At 66.4% G+C, this 24609-nt stretch carries 19 protein-coding genes and 6 tRNA genes; 12 read left to right on the forward strand and 13 right to left on the reverse strand.

All coding sequences use genetic code 11. The annotated features are described in order from the left end of the window. Nucleotides 1-12: 12 nt before the first annotated feature. Nucleotides 13-1467, reverse strand: coding sequence for a DUF2235 domain-containing protein (locus N7367_RS02490; RefSeq protein WP_279941652.1), 1455 nt, complete (start codon nt 1465-1467; stop codon nt 13-15). A 225-nt stretch (nt 1468-1692) separates the two neighbouring features. Between N7367_RS02490 and N7367_RS02495 the strand changes: the two genes are divergently transcribed. Then, nucleotides 1693-2946, forward strand: a complete 1254-nt coding sequence (locus tag N7367_RS02495) for a M12 family metallo-peptidase (RefSeq protein WP_053519444.1) — start codon at nt 1693-1695, stop codon at nt 2944-2946. A 54-nt stretch (nt 2947-3000) separates the two neighbouring features. Here N7367_RS02495 and lpxH read toward each other — a convergent pair whose 3' ends face one another. The 9 genes from lpxH to N7367_RS02540 all read right to left on the reverse strand — a co-directional run bounded on the left by lpxH (nt 3001) and on the right by N7367_RS02540 (nt 16719). Next, complete coding sequence (lpxH, locus tag N7367_RS02500; protein WP_279941654.1) at nt 3001-3741, reverse strand: UDP-2,3-diacylglucosamine diphosphatase; 741 nt, start codon at nt 3739-3741, stop codon at nt 3001-3003. 58 nt (nt 3742-3799) lie between these two features. Next, nucleotides 3800-4339, reverse strand: coding sequence for a phosphatase PAP2 family protein (locus N7367_RS02505; protein ID WP_053519442.1), 540 nt, complete (start codon nt 4337-4339; stop codon nt 3800-3802). Next, complete coding sequence (locus tag N7367_RS02510) at nt 4320-5465, reverse strand: glycosyltransferase family 1 protein (protein ID WP_065182471.1); 1146 nt, start codon at nt 5463-5465, stop codon at nt 4320-4322. The genes N7367_RS02505 and N7367_RS02510 overlap by 20 nt, the downstream gene beginning before the upstream one ends. 166 nt (nt 5466-5631) lie before the next feature. Further along, nucleotides 5632-8562 carry a TonB-dependent receptor gene (locus tag N7367_RS02515; protein ID WP_263177698.1) on the reverse strand — a complete coding sequence of 977 codons (2931 nt, stop codon included), beginning with the start codon at nt 8560-8562 and terminating at the stop codon, nt 5632-5634. Between the two features lie 292 nt (nt 8563-8854). Next, complete coding sequence (ppx, locus tag N7367_RS02520; RefSeq protein WP_053519439.1) at nt 8855-10381, reverse strand: exopolyphosphatase; 1527 nt, start codon at nt 10379-10381, stop codon at nt 8855-8857. Between the two features lie 304 nt (nt 10382-10685). After that, complete coding sequence (ppk1, locus tag N7367_RS02525) at nt 10686-12773, reverse strand: polyphosphate kinase 1 (RefSeq protein ID WP_279941657.1); 2088 nt, start codon at nt 12771-12773, stop codon at nt 10686-10688. A gap of 4 nt (nt 12774-12777) precedes the next feature. After that, the gene (gene phoR / locus N7367_RS02530; protein WP_053519437.1) at nt 12778-14106 is read right to left on the reverse strand and encodes a phosphate regulon sensor histidine kinase PhoR; all 1329 of its coding nucleotides are present in this window, start codon (nt 14104-14106) and stop codon (nt 12778-12780) included. Nucleotides 14107-14212: 106 nt separating this feature from the next. Further along, nucleotides 14213-14902 (reverse strand): phosphate regulon transcriptional regulator PhoB, encoded by a 690-nt coding sequence (gene phoB, locus N7367_RS02535; protein ID WP_053519436.1) that lies wholly within the window; start codon nt 14900-14902, stop codon nt 14213-14215. A 116-nt stretch (nt 14903-15018) separates the two neighbouring features. Then, nucleotides 15019-16719: a M48 family metalloprotease gene (locus tag N7367_RS02540; RefSeq protein ID WP_180875756.1), complete on the reverse strand. Its 1701-nt coding sequence runs from the start codon at nt 16717-16719 to the stop codon at nt 15019-15021. A gap of 88 nt (nt 16720-16807) precedes the next feature. Here N7367_RS02540 and grxC point away from each other — a divergent pair, with 88 nt between their 5' ends. The 4 genes from grxC (at nt 16808) to N7367_RS02560 (ending at nt 19678) form a co-directional block, all read left to right on the forward strand. Continuing rightward, nucleotides 16808-17098, forward strand: a complete 291-nt coding sequence (gene grxC / locus N7367_RS02545) for a glutaredoxin 3 (protein ID WP_004154541.1) — start codon at nt 16808-16810, stop codon at nt 17096-17098. Beyond that, a complete protein-coding gene (locus tag N7367_RS02550; RefSeq protein ID WP_053519434.1) occupies nt 17095-17487 on the forward strand; it encodes a carboxymuconolactone decarboxylase family protein in 393 nt (130 codons plus the stop codon). The genes grxC and N7367_RS02550 overlap by 4 nt, the downstream gene beginning before the upstream one ends. Before the next feature lie 227 nt (nt 17488-17714). Further along, complete coding sequence (locus tag N7367_RS02555; RefSeq protein WP_053520418.1) at nt 17715-18719, forward strand: isocitrate dehydrogenase; 1005 nt, start codon at nt 17715-17717, stop codon at nt 18717-18719. A 197-nt stretch (nt 18720-18916) separates the two neighbouring features. Further along, nucleotides 18917-19678, forward strand: coding sequence for a sulfite exporter TauE/SafE family protein (locus N7367_RS02560; RefSeq protein WP_053520419.1), 762 nt, complete (start codon nt 18917-18919; stop codon nt 19676-19678). A 3-nt stretch (nt 19679-19681) separates the two neighbouring features. Here N7367_RS02560 and N7367_RS02565 read toward each other — a convergent pair whose 3' ends face one another. Then, a complete protein-coding gene (locus N7367_RS02565; protein WP_053520417.1) occupies nt 19682-20302 on the reverse strand; it encodes a flavin reductase family protein in 621 nt (206 codons plus the stop codon). A gap of 75 nt (nt 20303-20377) precedes the next feature. Then, nucleotides 20378-21133, reverse strand: a complete 756-nt coding sequence (locus N7367_RS02570) for a Bax inhibitor-1/YccA family protein (protein ID WP_053520416.1) — start codon at nt 21131-21133, stop codon at nt 20378-20380. A 180-nt stretch (nt 21134-21313) separates the two neighbouring features. Between N7367_RS02570 and N7367_RS02575 the strand changes: the two genes are divergently transcribed. From N7367_RS02575 to N7367_RS02595, 5 genes are all read left to right on the forward strand, one after another. Further along, nucleotides 21314-21390 (forward strand) — tRNA-Pro (locus N7367_RS02575). 39 nt (nt 21391-21429) lie between these two features. After that, nucleotides 21430-21506 (forward strand) — tRNA-Arg (locus N7367_RS02580). A gap of 173 nt (nt 21507-21679) precedes the next feature. Then, nucleotides 21680-21756: transfer RNA gene (locus tag N7367_RS02585), tRNA-His, on the forward strand. Nucleotides 21757-21835: 79 nt separating this feature from the next. Continuing rightward, nucleotides 21836-21911 (forward strand) — tRNA-Lys (locus N7367_RS02590). Between the two features lie 153 nt (nt 21912-22064). Next, a tRNA-Lys gene (locus tag N7367_RS02595) sits at nt 22065-22140 on the forward strand. A 44-nt stretch (nt 22141-22184) separates the two neighbouring features. Here the strand turns inward: N7367_RS02595 and N7367_RS02600 are convergent. Beyond that, nucleotides 22185-22844 (reverse strand): DUF2306 domain-containing protein, encoded by a 660-nt coding sequence (locus N7367_RS02600; protein WP_128990849.1) that lies wholly within the window; start codon nt 22842-22844, stop codon nt 22185-22187. Nucleotides 22845-22988: 144 nt separating this feature from the next. Between N7367_RS02600 and N7367_RS02605 the strand changes: the two genes are divergently transcribed. Both N7367_RS02605 and tig read left to right on the forward strand, forming a co-directional pair. Beyond that, nucleotides 22989-23073 (forward strand) — tRNA-Leu (locus N7367_RS02605). 190 nt (nt 23074-23263) lie between these two features. After that, nucleotides 23264-24559: a trigger factor gene (gene tig / locus N7367_RS02610; protein ID WP_053520350.1), complete on the forward strand. Its 1296-nt coding sequence runs from the start codon at nt 23264-23266 to the stop codon at nt 24557-24559. Nucleotides 24560-24609 lie beyond the last annotated feature (50 nt).

The raw sequence follows: 24609 nt of genomic DNA on the forward strand, positions 1-24609 counted from the left end.
CGCGGGCGCGTCTCATGTGTTCGGCAGCACCACCCGCTTGCCATCCACGGTCGGGCGGTTGATGTAGAACAGGCCGGGACCGGGTCGATACGGCAGCTCGCTCACGCCGGCATCGGCCGCATAGGTCAGCGCGGTATCGCCCAGTGCGTCGAAATTCCAGTGTGCCGACTGCATCAGGTAGCGTCTGCGCAGCAGTGCTTCCTGGGCCGGGGTGAGGGCCTGGCCGGCCATCAGCCGGCGCGCGATCGGCAGCAGTGCGTCGGGCAGTTCCCAGCCGGCAACCGCGTTGGCATCTGCGCGCCAGCGTACGCCGGCGGCGATGGCCTGCTGCTGCATCACCTGCAGGGCCACCAGCTGGTAACGCCAGTCGATGCGCCGACGCAGCACCACTGCCGCGGTGACGTACAACACCGGCGACAGCAGCACGCTGCGGCTGCCGGCGCGGCGTTGCTGCTGCCACTGGTGCCAGACATCGACCCACACTTCCTTTTCGCCCAGCCCGAGCTGCTGCCGCCAGCGTTCGGCATCCGCCTGCGCCTCGGCGTACACCGTCGTGGCCTGAAGCTGTGCCAGCGGGGGGACCTGGTAGTCGGCCACGCTTGGCCGGCGCAGCTGCTGCCGGCGTGGGCGACTGAGCAGCTTCGGTCCTTCCTCTGTCTGGTTGTAGCCACCGCCGATGTTGGCGTGCACGCCGGGCAGTGCGATCTCCACGTGCGCTGCGGCCACCCGCGTGAGCGGGTAGTGCTGGCGATGTTCGTCGCGCGCGACCAGCTGCACGACACGTCCGGCGATGTCGGCGGCGAGGGCGACGCGTGGTCGCTCATCGGCTCTTCCCCCGCTTACGGCGACGACCGTGTCGAACAGGCCGATGAAGCGCAGCAGCGGTCGTGCCGGCGCGAAGCCGGCGGCGCACACCAGCCCCGCGTCCTGCAGCAGTTGCTGCCAGCGGGCCGTATCCCAGGCCTGCAAGCGGTTGGCGGCATCGCGCGCCGCCGCCGCCCCGCGCGAGTATCCGAACAGATCCAGCTGCACGGCCTGCACAGGCCTGTGCCAGCGCGCGGACACGCTGGTCAATGCTGCCGGCAACAGCTCGTTGAGCGCGCGCTCGACCTTGGCACGCACACCGCTGGCGCCGATGCCGAAGGCCAGTCCCAGCAGATCGTCTTCGGCATCATCGCGGGTGCCCACCCCTTCCACGTAGATGGCCAGCGAGGGGAACGGCAGCGTCTCCTGGCGGCTGTCCGGATACAACCGGTGCAGCCTTGCAACGTTGGTCAGGCCATTGTCGTAGCTGCTGGTCAACCGGCTCTGATAGGTCGAATCATCGTCGGCACGCAGCACGGCAGGGCGGGGTTGCGGCACCTGGACGTGTCCGCGCGCCAGGTTGTGCGCGTTGTTGCGGGTGCCATCGAAGAACAGACCAATCCGCAGCACGGCATCGTCATGGGTGTCCTGCGCTGGTGCCATGTGCATTCCCCGTCGTGGCTACGTCACGGTAGCGCGAAAGCGGTGTGTTGGCGAAGTGTAGCGACGCTGTTGACGTGACTGAACGCAGATGCGGTCGATCACAGATCCAGATTCTCATTCCGACCGCCTATTGAATTCACACGACCTGCGCAGGCCAGATGGCCGGACCCGACACAACGGGTCGTGCTGCATCACTGCTGTTCACTTCATTCAAGGAGCGACGAAATGATGTCCAGATCGATTGGCAAGACGGCGGGTGGCCTGTTGCTGGGAATGTCGGTGGTTGCGGCCGCCGGTGCTGCACCGTTGTTCGAGCCGGTGACGGTACTCAGTCGTGCATCGGCAAGCAGTGAACCTGCGCTGGGCCGGTTGCTGGCGACGCCGTCCACGGCCGCCGTGCAGGAGGTGCGGGTCGATGCCGCTGCCACCGCGCAGCCGCAGCTGGAGTTCGAGCTGCTTGGCCAGCGGGTGCAGGCGGTACGCAGCAAGGTCGAAACGCTGCCCGACGGCGGCTCTGTCTGGTACGGCCAGCTCCGCTCCGCGTCGGGCAGGCTGCAGGCGGCCACCTCCAATGGACAGGATGACCCTGGCAATTCGGTGATCCTGGTCCGCTCCGGCGACACGCTGACCGGCTCGATCCGCAAGGACGGCAAACTCTACCGGCTGCGTCCGCTCGGCAACCGCCACGTCCTGGTGGAAGTGGATGAATCGCGGATGCCGGCCGACCACCCGGCCGACTACAACCAGTTGCCGAAGATTCCGCTGCCGGCCGATGACCGCATCGGCATTGCCCAGGCGTCTTCGGGAACGCCGGCGACCATCCGCGTACTGGTGGTGGCCACCAATGCCGCCGTCGCCGCCTATGGCGGCAACATGCAGTCGCTGGTGCAGCTGGCGGTCGCCGAGTCGAACCAGGGCTACACCAACAGCAATGTCGGCCTGACGCTGCAGCTGGCCCGCTACGAGACCACCAGTTACAGCGAATCCGGCGACTTCAATACCGATCTGGCACGTTTCCGCGGCACCAGCGACGGCTACATGGACAGCATCCACAGCAGCCGCAATACCTACACGGCCGATGTCGGCGTGCTGCTGATCAACAACGCGTCGTACTGCGGCCTGGCCTCGGGCATCGGCTCAAGCGCATCCACCGCGTTCGCGGCGGTGTACTGGGATTGCGCGACCGGCTACTACTCGTTCGCCCACGAGATCGGCCACCTGCAGAGCGCGCGGCACGATCTCGCCAACGATCCGAGCACGTCGCCGTACGCCTATGGCCATGGCTATCGCTATGAGCCGTCCAGCGGTACCGGCTGGCGCACCATCATGGCGTACAACTGCACCCGCAGCTGCCCGCGCCTGAATTACTGGTCCAATCCGAACATCAGCTACAACGGCATCCCGATGGGCACTGCCAGCACCGCCGACAACCAGCGCGTGCTGGTCAATACCAAGCACACCATCGCCGGCTTCCGGTAACCGGTACTCGGGGCGCACGACCCGGGGTCGTGCGCTGCCGTGGATGGGCGGGCCTCAGGTCAGCGAATCCAGCGTCCAGCCCTGTGGCGTCACCCGCAGTACCGAGCCCTGCTCGTACCAGTCACCCAGAACGATGCGGGTGCAGCTGCGTCCGCCGGCCTGCAGTGCATGGATCGCCGGGCGGTGGGTGTGGCCGTGGATCATGGTGTCCACGCCGTGACGGATGAAGGTGGCCTCCACTTCGGCTGGGGCCACGTCGGTCACTGTCTCGAACTGCACGCGGTCGCCCTGTTTCATTTCCGACTGCCGTGCCTGGCTCGCTTCACGGGCCTTCTGTGCGAAGGCAATGCGTGCGGCCAGCGGTTGCGAGAGGAACTGCGCCTGGAAGGCCGGATCGCGCGTCTGCGCGCGGAACTGCTGGTAGGGAATGTCGTCGGTGCACAGCAGATCGCCGTGCTGCAGCAGCACCGCACGGCCGTACAGCTCGATCACGCAGGGGTCGGGCAGGATGCGCAGGCCGGCGCGGCGTGCGTAGTCTTCGCCAAGCAGGAAATCGCGGTTGCCGCGGATGAAGTACACCGGCACGCCGCTCTCGGCGAGCGTCCTCAACGCGTCCGCCACCGCATCGGCGGCGGGTGAGGGCGTGTCGTCGCCGATCCAGGCCTCGAACAGATCGCCCAGGATGTACAGCGCGTCCGCGCCGGGCGCCTGTTCGCGCAGGAAACGCAGGAACAGGTCGGTGATTTCCGGACGGCTCGGGTCCAGGTGCAGGTCGGAAATGAACAGCGTGGTCATGCCGGCATTCTAGGTCATCCCGGATACCGGTAGCGCCGGGCCATGGCCGGCGAGCGCATCACACCGGCAGCGGCAGCCAGGCCAGGCTGGCCGACGCCAGCAGTGCGGCGATGCCGGTGGCGGCCAGCACATCGCTGGGGTAATGCAGGCCCAGCACGACCCGCGACAGGCCCACGCCGAGGGTGAACGGCACCAGCAGCGGCGCCAGCCAGGGGTAATAGGCCAACGCCACGATGGTGAACGACACCGCGTGCAGGGTATGCCCGGACGGGAAACTGAACTCGTCCAGCGGGGCCACCCAGGCCCGGATGCGCAGATCCGCGGCATACGGGCGGGGGCGCCGGGTCCAGCGCTTGAGGCCCTTGTACAGCAGCAGCGCGGCCAGGCCGGTGGCGGCCATGTGCACCGATGCGCGCAGCCCGTCGAAGCCATCGATCGCCACCAGTACACCCATCAGCACGTACCAGAACACGCCGTCGCCGAGCCGGCTGATGATCGAGAAAAGACGGCGCACGCGGCGACGCCGGCAATAGTGGTTCGCCCGCCGGCACAGGCGTGTTTCGCTGCCGCGCAGCAGTTCAAGCGGCGTGGTGCGCATGGCCGGTCCTCCGGGTGTTCGCCAGCTCGGCCAGCAGCGCATCGAACTCGGCCACCACCTGCTGCGGATGCAGCCGCTTCATCGCCCGTGCGGCCTGGCTGCCCAGTTCGCGGCGCAGCGTGTCATCGCTGGCCAGCTGCACGGCCGCTTCGACGAACTGCTCGTCGTTGTCCACAGCGGCACCGTTCTCACCGTTGCGCAGGTACTCACGCGCCGCGCCGTAATCGAAGGCCACCGTGGCCAGGCCGCTGGCCATGCTTTCCAGGGTCACGTTGCCGAAGGTCTCGCTGCGGCTGGGGAACAGGAACAGATCGCCGCTGGCGAAATGGCGGGCCAGCGCTTCGCCGCGCTGGATGCCGCAGAAGATGAAGTCGGGGTTCTCATGCGCCAGCTTCTCCCGTGCGGGTCCGTCGCCGACCCAGACGAAGCGTGCCTTCGGCCGTATCTGCTGCAGGCGGCGGAACGCCTTCACGGCCAGTCCGAGGTTCTTCTCGGCGGCGATGCGGCCGACGTAGATCGCTGCCAGGCCATTGCCGTCGATACCCCACTCTTCGCGCAGGGTGGGGTCACGCCGGCCGGGGTCGAACTGCTGGCTGTCGACCGCGCGGGCCAGCAGCCGGACGCGTTCGAAGCCCTGTTCGGCAAGGAACTGCTGGAGCTCCCGGGTAGGCACGAGGGTCGCGTCGGCCTGGTTGTGGAAGCGGCGCATCCAGCGCATCGCGGCGGCCTGCAGCCAGGCGACCCCGTAGTCGGGCAGATACTCGTCGAAGCGGGTGTGGAAGCCACTGGCTACCGGGATGCCGAGGCGCCGCGCGGTACGCAGCGCCGACCAGCCCAGCGGGCCTTCGGTAGCGACATAGATCGCATCCGGGCGCTGCTGCTGCCAGTGGCGACCGAGCCGGATCGGGGCCGGCAGGCCGAACCGCAACCCGGGATAGCGGGGCAGGGCGGCGCCGGGCACCAGCAGGGTACCGGGAGCGGAATCCAGCGCTTCACTGGCCTGGCGTGGCCGGATCAGGTCGATCTCGTGCCCGGCCGTCCGCAGGCCCTGTTCCAGTCCCTGCACGGTCAGTGCGACGCCGTTGACTTCCGGCGGATACGTCTCGGTGACGATGGCATAGCGCATGGCGGGCCTCCGGTTTCCCGGCATGCTCGGACCTGGCGATGTAGCCGACATGACGGCTTGGCGACACAGGCATGACAGACGCGCAGGAGTGCCGGCGGCGGGGCCGGGGCCAGAAAAAACCACGGCCCCGAAGGGCCGTGGTCGTGGAGCATCGCAGTGCGATCGATCAGAAGCGCTGCTGGTACTTCATGTAGATGAAACGACCGATGTCGTAGCCGCCGTAGTACGAGAACGCGGAGTTCGGCTTGCTGTACATGATCGGGCCGGACTTCTCGAACACGTTGTTGGCGCCGACGGCGACGGTCGCATCCCACGGCAGGTTGTAGCGGAACTGCACGTCGTGGAAGGTCACCGAACCACGCTCGTTGTAGTTGCGCGAGCCCTTGTACCACGGTGCATACACGCCCGGATCCGAGCACTCGTCCGGATACAGACCAATGTTGGAGCAGGTCTCCTTCACGCCCGAGTAGTAGCGCGCGGTCCAGGTCACGCCGAAGTCACCCAGATCGTAGCCCAGCGCCAGGTTGGAACGGACGCGGAAGGCGCTGCCGATGCCGTTGGTGACGATCGGAACGATCGAGCTGTCGTTCGAGGTGCGATAGGTCGCACTGGACACGTAGGTGGTGGCCGAATTCACGTTGAACTTGCCGAACCGGGTGTCCAGACGGTAGCTCACATCCAGGTCGTAACCTTCGGTTTCCATGAAGCCCGCATTGCGGTTGCCGAACTTCAGGTTGGTCACGATGCCGGTCACCGGGTCACGCTGGAAGCGCGTGCAGCGCGAATCGATGCCTGCTTCGTAGCAGTCCTGCAGGATCTGGGTCGGCGTATCGGCAATGATCGTGTTGTCGATGCGGATCTTCCACCAGTCCAGCGAGGCGTTGAAGCCCTGGATGAAGCTCGGGCTCCAGACCAGGCCCAGCGTCTTGCTGGTCGAGGTTTCCGGAGTCAGCTGCGGATTGGAGCCGGAGGTGAATGGCACCGGCGTGGCATCGGTGGAGGTGTTCACCGGAGTGCCGCCCTGGCGCAGCTGGCGGAAGGTATCGGCATTGGCGATGTCACGGGCGCAACGCGCACGGACTTCGGCGCTGGAGGCCGAGGAACCGAAGCGGGTGTCGCACGGATCGCTGAACTGCGCGAAGGTCTCGGAGCCACCACCGAACAGATCGTTGATGGTCGGGGCGCGGAAGCCCTCCGCCCAGGTGCCACGCACCATCAGCGAGTCGATCGGCTTCCACTTGAAGCCGAACTTGCTGTTGAGGGTGTTGCCGAAGGTGTTGTAGTCCGAGAAACGGGTAGCACCGTTGAAGCTCAGTTCCTTCGCGCCCGGCAGATCGGCCAGCACCGGAACGTTCACTTCCAGGTAGGCTTCATTGACGGTGTAGTCGCCACCGGTCGGGCCAGCCGCGAGGTTGGTGGTGGCGCCGGTCTGGGCCAGGGCATCCGGGGTGTACTTGCCTTCTTCCTTGCGGCTTTCCACGCCGAAGGCGAAGCCGAGGTCACCGGCCGGCAGGGTCACGATGCTGCCCGCGATGCTGGCGAAGAAGTTCTTGGAGGTGGTGCGGCCCTTGGTGATCTCATCCGGGAACAGCCACGCCTGCAGTTCTTCGTTGCCATAGATGCCATCGGCAGCGGTGGTGCCGTACGGAACCAGCGGGTTCCACGGCTTGCAGACGTCGTAGGAGATCGGAGCAGCGGCAGTGCCGCACTGCACCTTGCCGGTGGCAGCGTTGAAGAAGGACGGACCTACGCCGGCCGCGACGCGACCCTTGTGCAGGTTGCCGGTCGCCACCGATTCCAGCTCGTTGCGGTTGTACTGGTAGCCCACTTCCCAGTCGAAGTAACGCTCGCCGATGTCGAACGAGCCGTCGAACGAGGCCACCGCGCGGTAGGTCTTCAGCTCGCTGGTGGTCACGCGCGGCACTTCCCAGGTGCGGCGGTTCCAGGCCACCGCAGTCGGGGTGGCGAAGCCGTGCTGGTTGCCGAACGGGTTGAAGTAGCTGTCGATCGACATGGAGCCGACACCGGCGGTGCTCGACTGCAGCGGATAGCCCGCGATCTGGCGGGTGGACTCGCGCTGGTTGTAGCCCAGCTCGGTGCGGAAGTTGACGTTGTCGGTGATCTTGAACCGGCCGTCGAAGTAGATCGAGTCGCGCTTGACCGGGTACATCACGTGCATCTGGTCGTTGGCATTGCTCACGTCACCGGTGAAGGGCGTGGTGCTGGTGAGGTGGTAATTGGCCGGATTGGTCGGGTCCGTGCCACGGTTGAGCGAGTAGCCACAGCCTGCCGGAGGCGTCGCATTGCAACCAGGACCGCGCACGCCGGTGAACTGGCCGTACTGGCTGATGGTGGTCCAGTTGCTGCTGTCGTTCGGGTGGCGATCGGTCATGCCGTACTGGCTGAAGCCGCGGTCACGTGCCCACACGCCCTTCTCTTCTGCATGCTCGGCCGACAGGGTCAGCGAGATGCGGTCGTTGTTCCAGCCGGCGACCACGTCGAAGCGGTCGCGCGCGCCGTCGCCCTCGCTGTACTGGCCGTGGTAGACGTTGGCGGTCACGCCGGTGACGTTGGAGCGGGTGATGATGTTGACCACGCCAGCCATGGCATCCGAACCATAGATCGCAGAAGCGCCGTCCTTCAGCACCTCGATGCGCTCCACTGCCGACACCGGCAGGGAGGAAACGTCCTGGTAGCCGGACGTGCTGATGCCCAGGCGCTTGCCGTTGACCAGCACCAGCGTGCGCTGCGTGCCCAGGTTGCGCATGTCGATGTAGGTGCCGCCCGCGTTCTCGCCCGCGGTCAGCGCATTGGCGCGGCTGATTGCCGGGCTGCCCATCGCGGTGACGTTCTGCAGGATGTCGGCAACCGAGCTGAAGCCCTGGCGCTCGATATCGTTGCGGCTGATCGCGAACACCGGCTGGGCGGTTTCCACGTCGACCTGACGGATACGCGAACCGGTGATCTCGATACGGTCCAGGTTGGTCGGCGAAGCAGTGCTTTCGCTCTGGGCGAACGCGGGCAGTGCCGCCAGCGTTGCAGTGGTAGCCAGGGCATAGCGGATCGCCTGCCCCAGGGCGGTGGTGCGTGAAGTCATACGAGCTCTCTCTCTCAGGTCGTGCAACGGACGCCAAAAAGGGCGTCGAAGAAGCCGGAAGGTCGTGCGACCGGACCAGCGACCCGATAGTAGTCTCGTTGGTTAATGCTGTGTAAAGAGGGTGTGTCGAACAAATTAACGCTTTGTCACAAATATTCACAAAACATGAACAAAAGCAGTCGCTTACGATGCCGTCGCGGATGGACCGCCAACGATGGGCTGACGCGATGCAGCAGGAAAAGCCGCCAGATTGCGCAAAGTGTCACCGAATGTAACGCCGAGGCGCGCCTATTCAGGCAACGAAGGGACGGAACTGGATGCCGAGGCCGGCGATGCCGTCGGTCTCGCCGATCAGGTCGGCGCGCAGCAGCGGCCGGGCGTCGATGAACGCCTGCGGCACGATCAGCGACAACCGGTTGTCATCGGCGGTCAGTTCCAGCGGCGGCAGCGGGGCGTCCTCATGGGCGCGGTTGAGCAGCACCGCCAGGCGCAGCAGCGCGGCCAACCGCCGCGCGGTCAGCAGCAGGCGCTCGGGCAGGGCGTCGAACGCGGTCTTGCCCACGCTGCGGCGATGGCTGCGGACCAGGGCCGCCAGCATCTGCTGCTCCTGCCGCGAGAAGCCGGCGATGTCCGAGTGTTCCAGCACGTAGCTGCCATGCACGTGATAGCCGCTGTGGGCGATCATCAGCCCCAGCTCATGCAGGCGTGCCGCCCAGCCGAGCATGCGGGCATCGTCAGCATCGAGCTTCCAGCGTTCCTGTACCTGCTCCAGCAGCGACAGGGCGGTGTCCTGCACGCGGTCGGCCTGGACGGTGTCGATGCCGTAACGGTGGGTGAGCGCAGCGACCGATTCGTCGCGCAGGTCGTTCTCGCCGGCACGGCCGACGATGTCGTAAAGGATGCCTTCGCGCATCGCGGCCTTGCTGACCAGCAGCTTCTGCAGGCCCAGCGCCTGGAAGGCCGCCTCCAGCACCAGGATGCCGCCCGCGATGATCGGGCGGCGATCGCTGGACAGGCCCGGCAGCACGATGTCGTCGATCTTCTTGGCCTTGAGCAGCTCGTCGCGCAGCTGTGGCAGGGCTTCGGCGGTGATCGCCCCCTTGCTCAGCTTCATCGTCGCGCAGATCTCGCTGATCGCCTTGTGGGTGCCCGAAGAACCCAGTGCCTCCTGCCAGCCCAGCGCACGGTACTTGCTGGCGAAGGGCTGGAACTCGCGACCGATCTCGGCCAGTGCATCCTTCCAGCGCTTCTTGCTGAGCTTGCCGCCCGGAAAGAAGCGGCGGGTGCTGGCAATGCAGCCGGCCTGCAGGCTCTCGCGCTCGAGGGTCTGCATGCCCATGCCGATGATGAACTCGGTCGAGCCACCGCCGATGTCGATCACCAGCCGGCGCTCGCCCGGTTTGGGCGGCTGGGCATGGGCGACGCCCAGGTAGATCAGGCGCGCCTCCTCGCGGCCGCTCACCACTTCGATGGCATGTCCCAGCGCGGTTTCGGCGGGAACCAGGAACGACTGCGGTGAACGCAGCTGGCGCACGGTATTGGTGGCCAGTGCACGCACGCGGTGCGACGGGACATTGCGGATGCGCTGGCCGAAGCGGGCCAGGCATTCCAGTGCGCGTTGCCGTGCCGCAGCCGACAGGCCCCCCTTGCCATCCAGACCGTCGGCCATGCGCACGGTTTCGCGCAGGCGGTCGATCACCCGCAGCTGGCCGAGCGTGTAGCGCGCGATGACCATGTGGAAACTGTTGGAGCCAAGGTCGATGGCGGCCAGCAGGTCGCCATCCTGCAATGCGGGCGGAGTCGTGGTGGTATGCGGCATGGGCGAATGTTAGCCGAAGGGGCGGTGTGCTCGTCACCGCATGGCCTTCACATTTTGTCGGGGGGCGTTCGGTAGTGCCGGCCGCTGGCCGGCAAGGTCAACGTCAACGTCAACGTCAAAAGCGGGTTTTCTGAGGGATGGCGGGGTGGGTCCGGTTGAGGGGGACGCCGTAAACCCATCCATGGGGGCTTGGTCACGGCATCCATGCCGCTCACGGGGTCGGATCCCGTTGCTGCGCAACGAGCTCTGACCCCGGTGTTCTAGATTGGACGCATTGTGCCGACCAAGGCCGGCACCTACCGGGTCAGAGACCCTGCATCAACGCCATCTGCGCCGAATGCGGGGCCTCGTCGTGGGCCGGGGCACGCTTGTGGTAGATGCCATCGGCATCCAGTTCCCAGGCGTTGAGGTTGTCGTCCAGGTAGTTCTGCAGGACTTCGCGGTAGACCCGCTTGGCCAGCAGCGGGTCCAGGATCGGGAAGCAGGTCTCGACCCGCCGCAGCAGGTTGCGCTCCAGCCAGTCGGCGCTCGCGCAGTACAGTTCGGGCGCACCATCGTTGCCGAACCAGTAGACCCGGCTGTGTTCCAGGAAGCGGCCGACGATGGAGCGGACACGGATGTTGTCGGACACGCCCGGGACGCCGGGACGCAGGGTGCAGGCGCCACGGATGATCAGGTCGATCTGCACTCCGGCCTGCGAGGCGGCGTACAGCGCGCGGATTACCTGGGCCTCGTTGAGGGCGTTCATCTTGGCGATGATGCGTGCCGGGCGGCCCGCAGCCGCGATGCGCGTCTCGCGCTCGATCCGCGCCAGGATGCCGGTATGCAGGGTGAAGGGCGACTGCAGCAGGCGCTTGAGCTTCATCTTCGAGGCCAGCCCGGACAGCTGCTGGAACAGCAGGTGCACATCATTGCCGATGTCCGCATCGGCGGTGATCAGGCTGATGTCGGTGTACGCGCGCGCCGTACCGCTGTGGTAGTTGCCGGTGCCCAGGTGCACGTAACGGCGCAGCTTGCGACCTTCGCGACGCACGATCAGCAGCATCTTGGCATGGGTCTTGTAGCCGACCACGCCGTACACCACCTGTACGCCGGCTTCCTGCAGGCGATCGGCCAGCCCGAGGTTGGCCTCTTCATCGAAGCGTGCGCGCAGCTCGACCACCACGGTCACATCCTTGCCGGCACGTGCAGCCTGGATCAGCGCATCGACGATCAGCGAATCCTTGCCCGTGCGGTACAGGGTCTGCTTGATCGCCAGCACGTTCGGGTCCAGCGCCGCCTGGCGGATCAGGTCGAGGACCGCGGCGAACGCATCGAAGGGATGGTGCAGCAGCAGGTCCTGGCGCGCCACGGTCTCGAAGATGCCATCGGTGTCGCGCAGCGTGCGCGGCGTCATCGGCGGATATTTCAGGTCCGGCTGCGCGATGAGGTCGTACAGCTGGATGATGCGGTTGAGGTTGACCGGGCCGTCGATGCGATACACCGCGTTCTCGGTCAGGCCGAAGTTCTGCAGCAGGGTACGCACGATCTCGCGCGGCATGTCATGGGCGATTTCCAGCCGCACTGCCGGCCGGTAGCCGCGGTCGACCAGTTCATCGCGCAGTGCCAGCGCCAGGTTCTCCACTTCCTCCTCGTCCACCACCAGCTCGGAATTGCGGGTCACGCGGAACTGGTAGGCGCCCTGGACCTCCATGCCCGGGAACAGTTCATCCACGAAGGTGGACAGCACCGAGGACAGGAACACGAAGTTCTGCGAGCCACCGAGTTTTTCCGGCAGCTGGATGATGCGCGGCAGCGAGCGCGGTGCGCGCACGATGGCCAGGTGGCCGGCGCGGCCGAATGCATCGGTGCCCTTCAGCACGACGACGATGTTCAGCGACTTGTTGAGGATCTTCGGGAACGGATGCACCGGATCCAGGCCCAGCGGCGACAGCACCGGCATGATCTCGTTGCGGAAGTAGGCCCGCAGCCAGCGCTTCTGCCGATGGTTCCACGAATGGCGGCCGAGCACGCCGATGCCGGCATCCATCAGGGCCGGGCGCAGTGTCTCGTTCCAGCAGCGGTACTGCTGGTCCACCAGTTCGGCGGCGCGTTCATGGATGGCGTTGAGGATGGCCTGCGGGCTCATCCCGTCCGGAGCCGGCGGCAGGCCGTATTCCTGCGCGTGGCGGACGGCGGCGGCCCGGATCTCGAAGAACTCGTCGAGGTTGGTGCAGGAGATGCACATGAAGCGCAGGCGCTCCAGCAGGGGCACCTGCGGGTCCATGGCCTGGGCCAGCACGCGGAAGTTGAAATCCAGCTGCGACAGTTCGCGGTTGATGTACAGCGCCGGATCGCGCAGCGGATCGTTGTCCGGGCTCACGGGGAGAGGGAGGGATCCGAGGCTGCTCATGGCTTCATTCTTCGACGGAGGTCAGGGGGGCGGACTCGCGCGGGCGCACGTGGTCGGCATCGAAATGACAGGAGAACACCGATCCTTTGCCGACCTCGCTTTCGATCTCCAGCCGCGCATGGTGCAGGCCGAGGATGTGCTTGACGATGGAAAGGCCGAGGCCGGTGCCGCCGCTCTCGCGCGAGCGGCTGCTGGAAACGCGGTAGAAGCGCTCGGTCAGCCGCGGCAGGTGGGTTGCCGGGATGCCATAGCCGGTATCGCGCACGGCCAGCACCGCGCCGTCGCCTTCGCGACGGAACTCTACGGTGATGCGGCCGTCGGCCGGCGTGTAGCGCACTGCATTGGTGACCAGATTGGAGAAGGCGCTGTGCAGCTCCTTGGTCGAGCCCTGCAGGTCGACGCCGGCAAGGTCCTCGATGCTGATCTGGTGGCGACCCTGGCTGTGGGCCTCGGCTTCGCGACGCAGCGTGGCCAGCATCGGCTGCATGGCCACCACTTCCTCCTCGGTGTGCTCCTGCGACTCCAGCCGCGACAGGGTCAGCAGGTCTTCCACCAGCTGGGCCATGCGCTGGCTCTGCTTGCGCATCTCTTCAAGCATCGGGCCGGTGCCGGGGAAATCCTCCGGATCCATCATGTCCAGGTAGCCGTGCACCACGGTGAGAGGGGTGCGCAGCTCATGTGAAACATTGGCGACGAAATCGCGGCGGACCTGCTCCAGGCGCAGCAGCTTGCTGACATCACGGGCGATCAGCAGCCAGTAGTCCGACGAATACGGAATCAGGCGGAGGTTCAGGCGGATCGCTGGATCGACCGGCGAGGGCACGTCCAGGATCGGCTCGGCGTTGCGACCACCGGCCAGCCAGTGGGCCAGCGGCATCGGCTGCAACCGCTCGACAAGGGCCTCGCCCAGGTCGCCCGGGTGGTGCAGGCCAAGCAGGGCGGTGGCCGCTTCGTTGAACCACTGCACGCGCTGGCTGTTGCGGTCGAGCACCACCACTGCGTCGGGCAGCGCGGCGGCCGCGGCGCGGTAGCTGCGCAGCATGTCCAGCAGGCGCCGCTTGCGCACGCGCATTTCGACCTGGTTGCGGTACAGCAGGCGATCCAGTTCATTCCACACGCCCGTGCCTTCGGCGGTATCCCAGCGCTGGCGCGCGGTCAGCCGGCGCAGCACGCTGCGCAACCGCCAGTAATGCCAGGCCAGCGTCGCCAGCGCGCCCAGTGCGACGCACAACCACAGATGGCCCGTGAACCATCCCACCAGTCCGGCGAACAGCAGTACCGCGGCGACGGTAGCCAGCGTCTTCAACCAGGCAGAGCGGATGTGGCGGGGCATTGCGGTCTCGTCGATGAGGTGCGGTGGTTCACTGGAATGAACCAAGGGTTATAGCAGAGTTGCCGGCACCGGCACCCTTGGGTGCGCGATGCCGGCACGACGGGACTCAGGTGGCGGTCGAGAAGCGGTAACCCGCGCCGCGCACGGTCTGCACCATGTTCTCGGCATTGAACGGTTCCAGCGTCTTGCGCAGGCGGCGGATGTGCACGTCGATGGTGCGCTCCTCCACGTACACGCTGCCGCCCCACACGTGGTCGAGCAGCTGGGCGCGGGTGTACACGCGCTCGGGGTGGGTCATGAAAAAGTGCAGCAGGCGGTACTCGGTCGGGCCGATCGGCACCGGCTGTTCGTTGGCGAACACGCGATGCGCGGCACCGTCGATGCGGATCGGACCGACCGCCACGCTGCCGTCCTCGTCGTCTTCGCGGGCGCGGCGCATGACCGCACGGATGCGGGCCAGCAGCTCCCGGGCCGAGAACGGCTTGACCACGTAATCGTCGACGCCGGCTTCCAGGCCGCCGACACGGTCGTTCTCCTCGCCACGCGCGGTCAGCATGATGATGGGCACCTCGCGGGTCAGCGTCTCCTTGCGCCAGCGGCGCGCCAGGTCCAGGCCGCTGGTGCCGGGCAGCATCCAGTCCAGCAGGATCAGGTCGGGAACACGGTCGGCGATCGCGGTCTGGGCTTCGCGGGCATCACCGGCGTGGACCGGCTCGTAGTCACCCTTGCGCAGGGCGAAGGCGACCATTTCGCGGATCGCGGGCTCGTCGTCGACGATCAGGATACGTTTCTGCACGAGGGCACCGTAGGGCTCGGTTACTGGACGGGTGCCAGTAGACTACGGTTTGATGACATGTTTGTGACCATCGGGCCGGAACCGCTCCCGATTGCCACGGACCGGTCATGCAGCGCTCAGCGGCGGTCCAGGTCGGGGTCCTGCACGCCCTGCCGGCGCAGTTCCAGCACGGTCGGGGTGATCGATTCGATGCGCGCGTCGACCCGGGCCCGTCCCACGTAGTCCAGCGCGGGATTGCGCTTGAGTGCCTGCAGCTGCATCAGCGCCTGCTCCGGCCGGCCGCTGAGGAAGGCGGCCTCGGCGTAGGCCTCGCTGGCACGGACGCTGTCCCCGGCCAGTTCGCTGGCACGGGCGTAGCGCTGCTGGAACACCGGATCGTTACCACTTTGCGACAGCAGCGGCCGCAGCATGGCCTGCGCGCGCTGCCCCGCCTCGCGGTTGCCCTGTTCGTTGAGGATCTCGGCGTAGGTCAGCGCGACGGGCCGACTGTTGGGATGCTCACGCAGCAGCTGCTCGAAACGGGCATTGGCCTGCGTGGCCTGGCCCGAGCGCGATTCGGCCTCGGCCAGGGCCAGGGCTACCCACAGGCTGTCCGGATGGGCCTGCAGCAGGCCGTTCAGGGTCTGCCGCGCCTCGCCGGCACCGCTGCGTCCCCCCCGCATCACCGCCAGGGCCTGGCCGTAGCGCTGGGCATCGTTCAATCCACTCTTCTGGCGTTTGCCCAGGTCGGCGTACTCGCGCTCCACCTCGCCGGTGGAGTCGGCACTGAGCACCCGCAACCGTTCACGTGCCCAGTCGAAGTCGCCGCTGGGGCCCCGGCTGAGCTGGCCAACCGGCACCCGCAGCACACTGCTTGGCAGCAGCGGGTTGCTGCCGCGCAGCAGCGGTTCGGACAGGGTCGGGTCGGCCGGGTCCACCCGTTCCCTGCGCTCGCCGCTGGGCGTGGTGGTGGTCAGCAGCACCGTGTCCTTCTTCATCTGCTCGGCGCGGGCCTTCGCTTCGCTGATGCGCGTGATGTTGACCGGGTGCGTGCGCAGGAACTCCGGCACGCTGTAGCCGCCCTCGTTGCCGCGCATGGCCGTCGACATCCGCTCGAAGAAGCCGGCCATCGCGTCCACGTCGTAACCGCTGCGTGACAGGGTGCGTATGCCCAGCCGATCGGCTTCCGATTCGTTGGAGCGGGTGTAGTTGATCTGCCGCTGCTGCATCAGGCCCATGCCCGAGCTGATCGCGGCCATGGTCGCATTGCCTGAAGAGGTGCTGTTGCTGGCCTGTGCCGCCACCACCGCCGCCAGCATGCCCAGCAGGATCGGGATCTGGTCGCGCTGGGCGCGCTCGACCCCGCGCAGCACGTGCTGCTGGGTGACGTGGGCGATTTCGTGTGACAGCACCGCGGCAACCTCGTCTTCGCGTTCGGCCGTCAGCACCAGCCCGGCGTTGACCCCGATGTAGCCGCCCAGGGTCGCGAAGGCGTTGATCTGGCGGTCCTTCATCACGAAGAAGGTGTAGGGCTGGCGCGGCTGGTCGCTGTTGGACCCCAGGCGGGTGCCCATGGTCTGCAGCCAGTCATTGACCAGCGGATCGTCCAGCAGGTAGCCATAGTTGCGCAGCTCGCGCAGCATCATCGCGCCGTACTCGGCCTGGCGGGCCGGGGTCAGCAGCTCGCCGGCCGAGGAGCCGATGTCGGGCAGCTTCTCCTGGGCCTGGGCCAGCGGCATGGCCAGGGCGAAGGTGACGGCGGTCGAAAGCAGCAGGGCTCGCAAGCGGGAGGTCCTCGGGCGGGGCGCGCCAAGCGTGGCAGGGCAGGGGGCAACCATTCGTTAATCCACAGTGTTGCGGTGGTAGCGTGGAAATTCCAGCGCACCGGTACCATATGTAGACCGTCGATCCATCGTGGAGTTTCCCGTGACAGCCCAGACCGCCGGCGGTGCCCCCGCCATCACCATCTATTCCACTGCCGTCTGCCCGTACTGCGTGGCCGCCAAGAACTTCCTCAAGAGCAAGGGCCAGCAGTGGACCGAGGTCCGCATCGACCTGGACCCGGCCGAACGCGAGAAGATGATGGCGCTGACCCGCCGCACCAGCGTGCCGCAGATCTTCGTCGGCGACGTCCATGTCGGTGGCTATGACGACATGATGGCGCTGCACCGTGAAGGCAAGCTTGAGCCGCTGCTGGCCGGGCAGGGCCAGGCATGAGCGCGGCCGACGACGGCAGCAAGGACCGCATCGCCGAGTTCACCGCGTTCCGCAAGCGCATGAACGAGCGCATCCTGGGCGAGCCGAACCAGGTGGTGCGCCGGTTCTTCGCGCTGGATACGCAGACCTACCAGGCCGGTGCGCTGGATGTGAAGACCAAGGAGCTGCTGGGGCTGGTGGCCTCGATGGTGCTGCGCTGCGACGACTGCATCAGCTACCACGTGGCCCAGTGCAAGGAGGCCGGGGTGACCCGCGAGGAGTTCTTCGAGACCTTCTCGGTCGGCCTGGTGGTCGGCGGCTCGATCGTGATCCCGCACCTGCGCCGCGCGGTCGATTTCCTCGACCAGCTCGAAGGCGGTGCCGCCGCCCCGGAAGCCCACGAGCACTGAGGGTAACGCCGGGCCATGCCCGGCGAATGACCGGACGCCCACCCGCCGGGCATGGCCCGGCGCCACCGGAATACGCGGGCAATTCTGCCTGAGCCGGGGACTGGGACCATGGTCTATTTGGGACCTCGGCCCCGGCTCAGGCATAATTGCCGGTGAAACTTCCTTTGCGCCGGCGTTTCCGGGCACGTCCGGACGGCGTTTTTTCCCCCTGTTCGGAACATCGATCAATGACGCAGAAAATTACGGTCATCCGCGGCGACGGCATCGGCCCGGAGATCATGGACGCCACCCTGTACGTGCTCGACCAGCTCAATGCCGGCCTGGAGTATGAAGAGGCCGACGCCGGCCTGGCGGCGCTGGAGAAGCACGGCGACCTGATGCCGGCGGTCACCCTGGACTCGATCGCGCGCAACAAGGTTGCCCTGAAGAGCCCGCTGACCACGCCGGTCGGTGGTGGCTTCACCTCGATCAATGTCAGCCTGCGCCGCCATTTCGACCTGTACGCCAACGTGCGTCCGGCCCACACCTTCCCGAACACCAAGTCGCGTTTCGACAACGTCGACCTGATCACCGTGCGTGAGAACACCGAAGGCGCCTACCTGGCCGAAGGCCAGGAAGTGTCGGCCGACGGCGAGACTGCCTTCTCCGGCACCCGCATCACCCGCAAGGGCTCGGAGCGCATCGTGCGCTACGCCTTCGAACTGGCCCGCAGCGTCGGCCGCAAGAAGGTCACCGCCGTGCACAAGGCCAACATCATCAAGTCGACCTCGGGCCTGTTCCTGAACGTCGCCCGTGAAGTGGCCGCGCAGTATCCGGACATCGAGTTCCAGGAAATGATCGTCGACAACACCTGCATGCAGCTGGTGATGCGCCCGGAACAGTTTGATGTGATCGTCACCACCAACCTGTTCGGCGACATCATTTCCGATCTCTGCGCCGGCCTGGTCGGCGGCCTGGGCCTGGCCCCAGGTGCCAACATCGGCAAGGACGCGGCGATCTTCGAAGCGGTGCACGGCACCGCGCCGGACATCGCGGGCCAGGGCAAGGCCAATCCCTGCGCGCTGCTGCTGGCGGCGGCACAGATGCTGGATCATATCGGCCAGCCGCAGAATGCCGAGCGCCTGCGCAAGGCCATCGTGGCGACCATGGAAGCCAAGGACTCGCTGACCGGCGACCTGGGCGGCACCGGCACCACCATGAGCTTCGCCAAGGCCATCGCCACGCGCCTGTAAGCGGTGGCTGGACCTTGCCTGGATTTCCAGCGGGGCGCCTTCGGGCGCCCCGTTGCGTTTGGGTGCCTGCGCATGCTCTGCGCAGCTCATGTGGTGTGGCGGCACCCAAAGTGCGCGCGCTGGTCGGGTACCTTGCCACGCACTACGCTGCCCAGGCCGGCGTGGCAGCGTAGCCATGGGGTCGCAGCGAGGTGATGATGGATTCGGTGTATCTGCTGGTCGCACTTGGAGCGATCGTGGCGGGATTCGTGCAGGGACTGTCCGGCTTTGCGTTCGGAATGGTCGCCATGTCGTTCTGGGCGTGGGGGCTGGAGCCACGCCTGGCGGCTACGCTGTCGGTGTTCGGCGCGCTGGTGGGTCAGCTGGTGGCGGTGTTCACCGTGCGGCGCGGATTCAATCTGCGTCTGCTGCTGCCCTTCGTCTTCGGTGGCCTGGCGGGCATTCCGCTGGGCGTGATGGTATTGCCGCAGCTGGACATGGACTGGTTCAAGGCCCTGCTGGGAGGCTTCCTGGCACTGTGGTGCCCGGTGATGCTGATGGCCCGTTCGCTGCCGCCGATCACCACGGGCGGGCGCATCGGCGACACCGTGGCGGGCATGGCCGGTGGCGTGCTCAGCGGCATCGGCGGCTTCGCAGGTCCCGTGCCCACGTTGTGGAGCACGCTGCGTGGTTTCGGCAAGGAGGAGCAGCGCGCGGTCATCCAGAACTTCAACCTGGCGATGCTGTCGGTCACCATGGCCACCTACGTCGGCAGTGGCCTGGTCACCCGGCAGATGCTGCCGTACTTCGCTGTCGTCGCCCCGGCCATGCTGGTTCCGGCGCTGCTGGGGGCGCGGGTCTACATCGGCATCAGCGAGGCGCGGTTCCGCCAGATCGTATTGAGCCTGCTGACGCTGTCGGGCATCGCGCTGCTCGCCTCGTCGCTGCCGGCCCTGTTGGCGCGCCCGGTTGCCGGCTGAGATTCAGGCCGGCCGGAACATGCGGAAACGCTGCTCGGCACTGACGCGGAAATAGTCGGCCGGTCCACCGCCGCGCAGGATCGGGTCGGCGGCTGCAGTGTCGTAGATGCCATCGACCAGCAGTCGTGCCTCGATATGTACGGCGACCACCTCGCCGAGCACCAGCCAGCCGTTGGTGTCCTGTCCGGCGGCGTCGCGCAGGCGGACGATCTGGGTGCAGCGGCATTCCATGCTGACCGGGCTTTCTGCAACACGCGGCGGCTTGACCTGCCCGGAAGCCAACGGCGTCAAGCCGGCCAGCGTGAACTCGTCGACGTCCGGCGCGACCGCCCGGCAGCTCTCGTTCATGGCTTCGGCCAGGTCGAAAGTGGCCAGGTTCCAGACGAACTCGCCCGTCGCTTCGATGTTGTGCAGCGAGTCCTTGCGGCCCTGGCTGGAGAAACCAATGATCGGCGGCGTGTAGTTGAAGGCGTTGAAGAAGCTGTAGGGCGCCAGGTTCAACGCGCCGTCGGCAGCGCAGCTGGAAATCCAGCCGATCGGGCGGGGTCCGATGATGGCGTTGAACGGGTCATGCGGCAGGCGATGGCCGTCAGCGGGGCGATAGCTGTGGAAGAGGGCAGGCATGGCGGGGTCGAAAGGGGGAGGGGAACAGAAAGGGCGCCACGGAGGCGCCCTTTGTCGTTTTCAGCCTGACCGGAATCAGCGCTGCTGGATCTTTGACAGCAGGCGGAGGAACTCGACGTACAGCCAGACCAGGGTCACCATCAGGCCGAATGCCCCATACCACTCCATGTACTTGGGCGCGCGCTGGGCCACACCGCTCTCAATGAAATCGAAATCCAGCACCAGGTTCAGCGCGGCGACCACGACCACGAACAGGCTGAAGGCGATGCCCCAGCCGCTGGAGGAGTGGATCAGCGGGACTTCGATGTTGAAGAACGACAGCACGAACGACGCCAGGTAGAGCAGGGCGATGCCACCGGTGGCGGCGACCACGCCGAGCTTGAAATTCTCGGTGGCCTTGATGACGCCGGTGCGGTAGGCCACCAGCAGGGCAGCCAGCGTGCCGAAGGTCAGCAGCACGGCCTGGAATACGATGCCCGGGAACCGCAGCTCGAACACGGCGGAAATGGCGCCGAGGAACAGGCCTTCCACCAGCGCGTACAGCGGTGCGGTGACCGGCGACCATTGCTTCTTGAACACGGTGACCAGCGCCAGCACCAGGCCGCCGATCGCGCCGCCCATGGCATACAGCTTGGCGGCCGGCAGCACCTGGCCGAAGGCCACGGTCTGGTTCCAGGCGAAGGCTGCGGTCAGCACGGTCAGCAGCAACAGGATGCCGGTCTTGTTGACGGTGCCGTTGAGGGTCATCGCCTGGTCGGGGCGGGTCACCACCGAGCCGTTGGCGAGGTCGAGGAAAGTCGACTCGGAAAGAGCCGGGTTGCCGCTGCGCATGCGCGTTCTCCGTGCGAATGAGGGATCAGAAGGCCATCCGGCCGACGATGTCGAGCATAGCCGATGGCCACTGGCACTGCCGTGACCGCGCGCCCGGGACAGATCGCTGCGTTGACAGTTCGCCGCGTGCTTGGCGACAATGACCAACTCCCCGGGCCTGGCTCGAGGGGATTGCAAGACCGGGGTATAGCGCAGTCTGGTAGCGCGCCTGCTTTGGGAGCAGGATGTCGGGGGTTCGAATCCCTCTACCCCGACCAATCCCACGCCACGTCGGATTGGACGCCGTTCCGGTTCGGGCGCCCGTAGCTCAACTGGATAGAGCACCGGCCTTCTAAGCCGGCGGTTACAGGTTCGATTCCTGTCGGGCGCGCCATTGGCGAAGCACCGGGACCGCATCGGCGGATGTGAAGAAAGGCTTGCAAAAGCGTGAGGACTCCACCAGAATATCGGACTCGCTTCGGTGGCCCGAACTTCGGTGACGGTCTCCAGGCAAGGCTTCAAAGCTCCAGCGCCGGCAGCATCGGCGATGAAGCGAATGTTTCAGTGGTGGCTGTAGCTCAGTTGGTTAGAGTACCGGATTGTGATTCCGGTGGTCGGGGGTTCGAATCCCCTCAGCCACCCCACTGATTCAACCGCATCGGCACAGCCGACACGGTGTTGCAATAAACAGAATGCACGCTATAATGTGCGTCTGAGTTTCACGGGCCGTTAGCTCAGTTGGTAGAGCAGTTGACTCTTAATCAATAGGTCCAAGGTTCGAATCCTTGACGGCCCACCAAGACAGAAGCCACCTGGTACGCCAGGTGGCTTTTTTCTTGCCTGCAGGCCGCGCGAAGCACCTTGGGTCGTGGCACGCATGCATCGATCAACGATGTTGAAAAAAAGCTTGCACCCCGTGTGCGCATCAGGTCATAATTCGCGCCCCGATTTCGGGCTGTTAGCTCAGTTGGTAGAGCAGTTGACTCTTAATCAATAGGTCCAAGGTTCGAATCCTTGACAGCCCACCAGACGAAAGCCACTTGGTCCTCCAGGTGGCTTTTTTCTTGGGTGTTCAGCGGCTCCCGGACGGCTCTGCGAGCGTGCCGATGGACACCAGGCGCCTTCCTGCTTCATGCACCAGCAACGGCAGGGCCCAGCTCAGCACCAGCAGGCTCGGCACCATCACCAGGGGCGATGCCAGCTGCATGAGCGCAGGCACCAGCAGCGACAGGCGGAACACCGCGGGTGACAGCGTCACCAGGTAGCTGCGCAGCATCCATCGCCGGTGCTGCTCGACGTCGCCACGCCGGATGCTGCGATAGCCGCAGAATGATGTGACCAACCACGCCAGGCCGGTCGCAGCGAACGCCATTTTCAGTGCCAGCCAGCCCTGGGTGGTGGCGATCAGGCCGGCGACAGCGGCACTCCCCAGCAGGATGCCGGCCAGGTAGATCCGTCCCAGCCAGCGATGCAGCCGGGGCCGGTGTCGCCGCAGGGGACCGATGAACTGCGTGGCGCCGGCCAGCATGGCCAGGCTGCCGCCGGCGACATGCAGCCACAGCCAGTTGCGACGCTCCCAGAACATGCCATAGGCCTCGGCGCTGACCTGCCCGTAGCGTTGTGCGGTGACCCACAGGAAGTGCAGCGCGACTGCAAGGCCGAGCAGCCAGACGAGTGTGGACCAGCCGGGCATCCGGGCCTGCAGGGGCGTGCGGAGTGGGGGGCGTTCCATCGGGGCAGACCGGGTGGCGGCAACGGCACGAGTCTACGCGCACGTGCCGGCGCCTGCGCGTGGGTGCCTGGACTGCGTATTCAGGTTTGTCATGCCTTCCGCTTTGTGCACCCGCCTGCGACAATGACCGCCTGTGCCGGCCACGCGAAAGTGGCGGAATTGGTAGACGCCCTGGATTTAGGTTCCAGTGCCGCAAGGCGTGGGGGTTCGAGTCCCCCCTTTCGCACCAGTGCCGGCCTGACTCCGCCCCCCGCCGGGCGTTCCCGAGGCGCTTGCCCGGCCTGCGCTGGCAGTGCACGCCGAATTGGGCGAAACTAAAGGGCTGCGGCAAGCAGGCGCGTCCCGGACGCCGTCACCTTACAACCGTTTCATCCATCATCGAGCCGGAGGCCAGAGCGCCACCGGTGGCAGGAGTCAACATGCAAGCTTCGATCGAATCCATCGGCAACCTGGAACGCCGCCTGAGCTTCTCGCTGCCGGAAGACCGTCTGCAGAGCCACATCAACGGCCGCCTCGGCGAAATCGCCCGTACCACCCGCATCAAGGGTTTCCGCCCGGGCAAGGTGCCGGCCAAGGTGATCGAGCAGCGCTTCGGCGCGCAGGTCCGTGGCGAGGCGCTGGACGGCCTGCTGCGCGAAACCTTCGACGCGGCCGTGCGTGAGCACGATCTGCGCATCGTCGGCAGCCCGCGCATCGACAAGGGCGACGAGGGTGAGTTCTCCTTCGTGGCCACCGTGGAAGTGGTGCCGGACTTCGGTGACATCGACGTCAGCAAGCTGACCGTGGTGCGCCACACCGCCGAGATCACCGACGCCGACATCGACCAGATGATCGAGAACCTGCAGAACCAGCGCCGCACCTGGGCACCGGTTGCGCGTGGTGCGCAGGATGGCGACCTGGTCGCGGTCGAAACCTGGTCGCAGGCCGGCGAAGAGCGCCTGCCGGCCGAAGGCACCGAGAAGGGTTCGATCGTGCTCGGCCAGGGCATGATGTTCGAGACCATCGAAAAGGGCCTGGTCGGCCTGGCCAAGGGCGAGGAAAAGACGCTGGACGTCGATTTCCCGGCCGACTGGCGCGTGCCGGTGCTGGCCGGCAAGACCGTGCAGGTCACCGTCAAGGTTGCCGAAGTGTCCGAGCCGGTGGTGCCGGCGGTCGATGAGGCCTTCATCAAGAGCTTCGGCGTGAAGGGCGGTGATGTCGAGCAGTTCCGCAGCGACATCCGCGCCAACCTGGAGCGCGAGCTCAAGGGCGCGCTGATGAACCGCCTGCGCCGTGAAGTGGGCGAGCAGCTGATCGCCGCCTATTCCTCGGTGGAAATGCCGCCGCGCCTGGTCGAGAACGAAGCCCGCGCGATGCTGGCCCAGCAGGTCGAGCAGATCCGCCGCAGCGGCCGCAACCCGGGCGAGATCCCGGCCGATGCCCACGAAGGTTTCAAGGACGCCGCCGCCAAGCGCGTGCTGGTCGGCCTGCTGGTCGGCGAAGTGGCGCGCACCAACGATCTGCGCCTGGAGCCCAAGCGCCTGAACGAAACGCTGCGTCTGATCGCCTCGACCTACGAAGAGCCGGAGCAGGTCATTGAGATGTACCGCAACGACCCCCAGCTGATGTCTGGTCTGCAGAACCGTGTGATGGAAGAGCAGGTGATCGACTGGATCGCCGAGCGCGCCCAGCACACCGAAGAGAAGCTGTCGTTCCAGGACGCGATCCGCCAGTAAGTCCGGGCGGATCACCGTATGCCCCGCGCCCCTGCCGGCGCGGGGTTGTT

The sequence above is a fragment of the Stenotrophomonas sp. GD04145 genome, assembly GCF_029835135.1.
Classification (GTDB): domain Bacteria; phylum Pseudomonadota; class Gammaproteobacteria; order Xanthomonadales; family Xanthomonadaceae; genus Stenotrophomonas; species Stenotrophomonas maltophilia_P.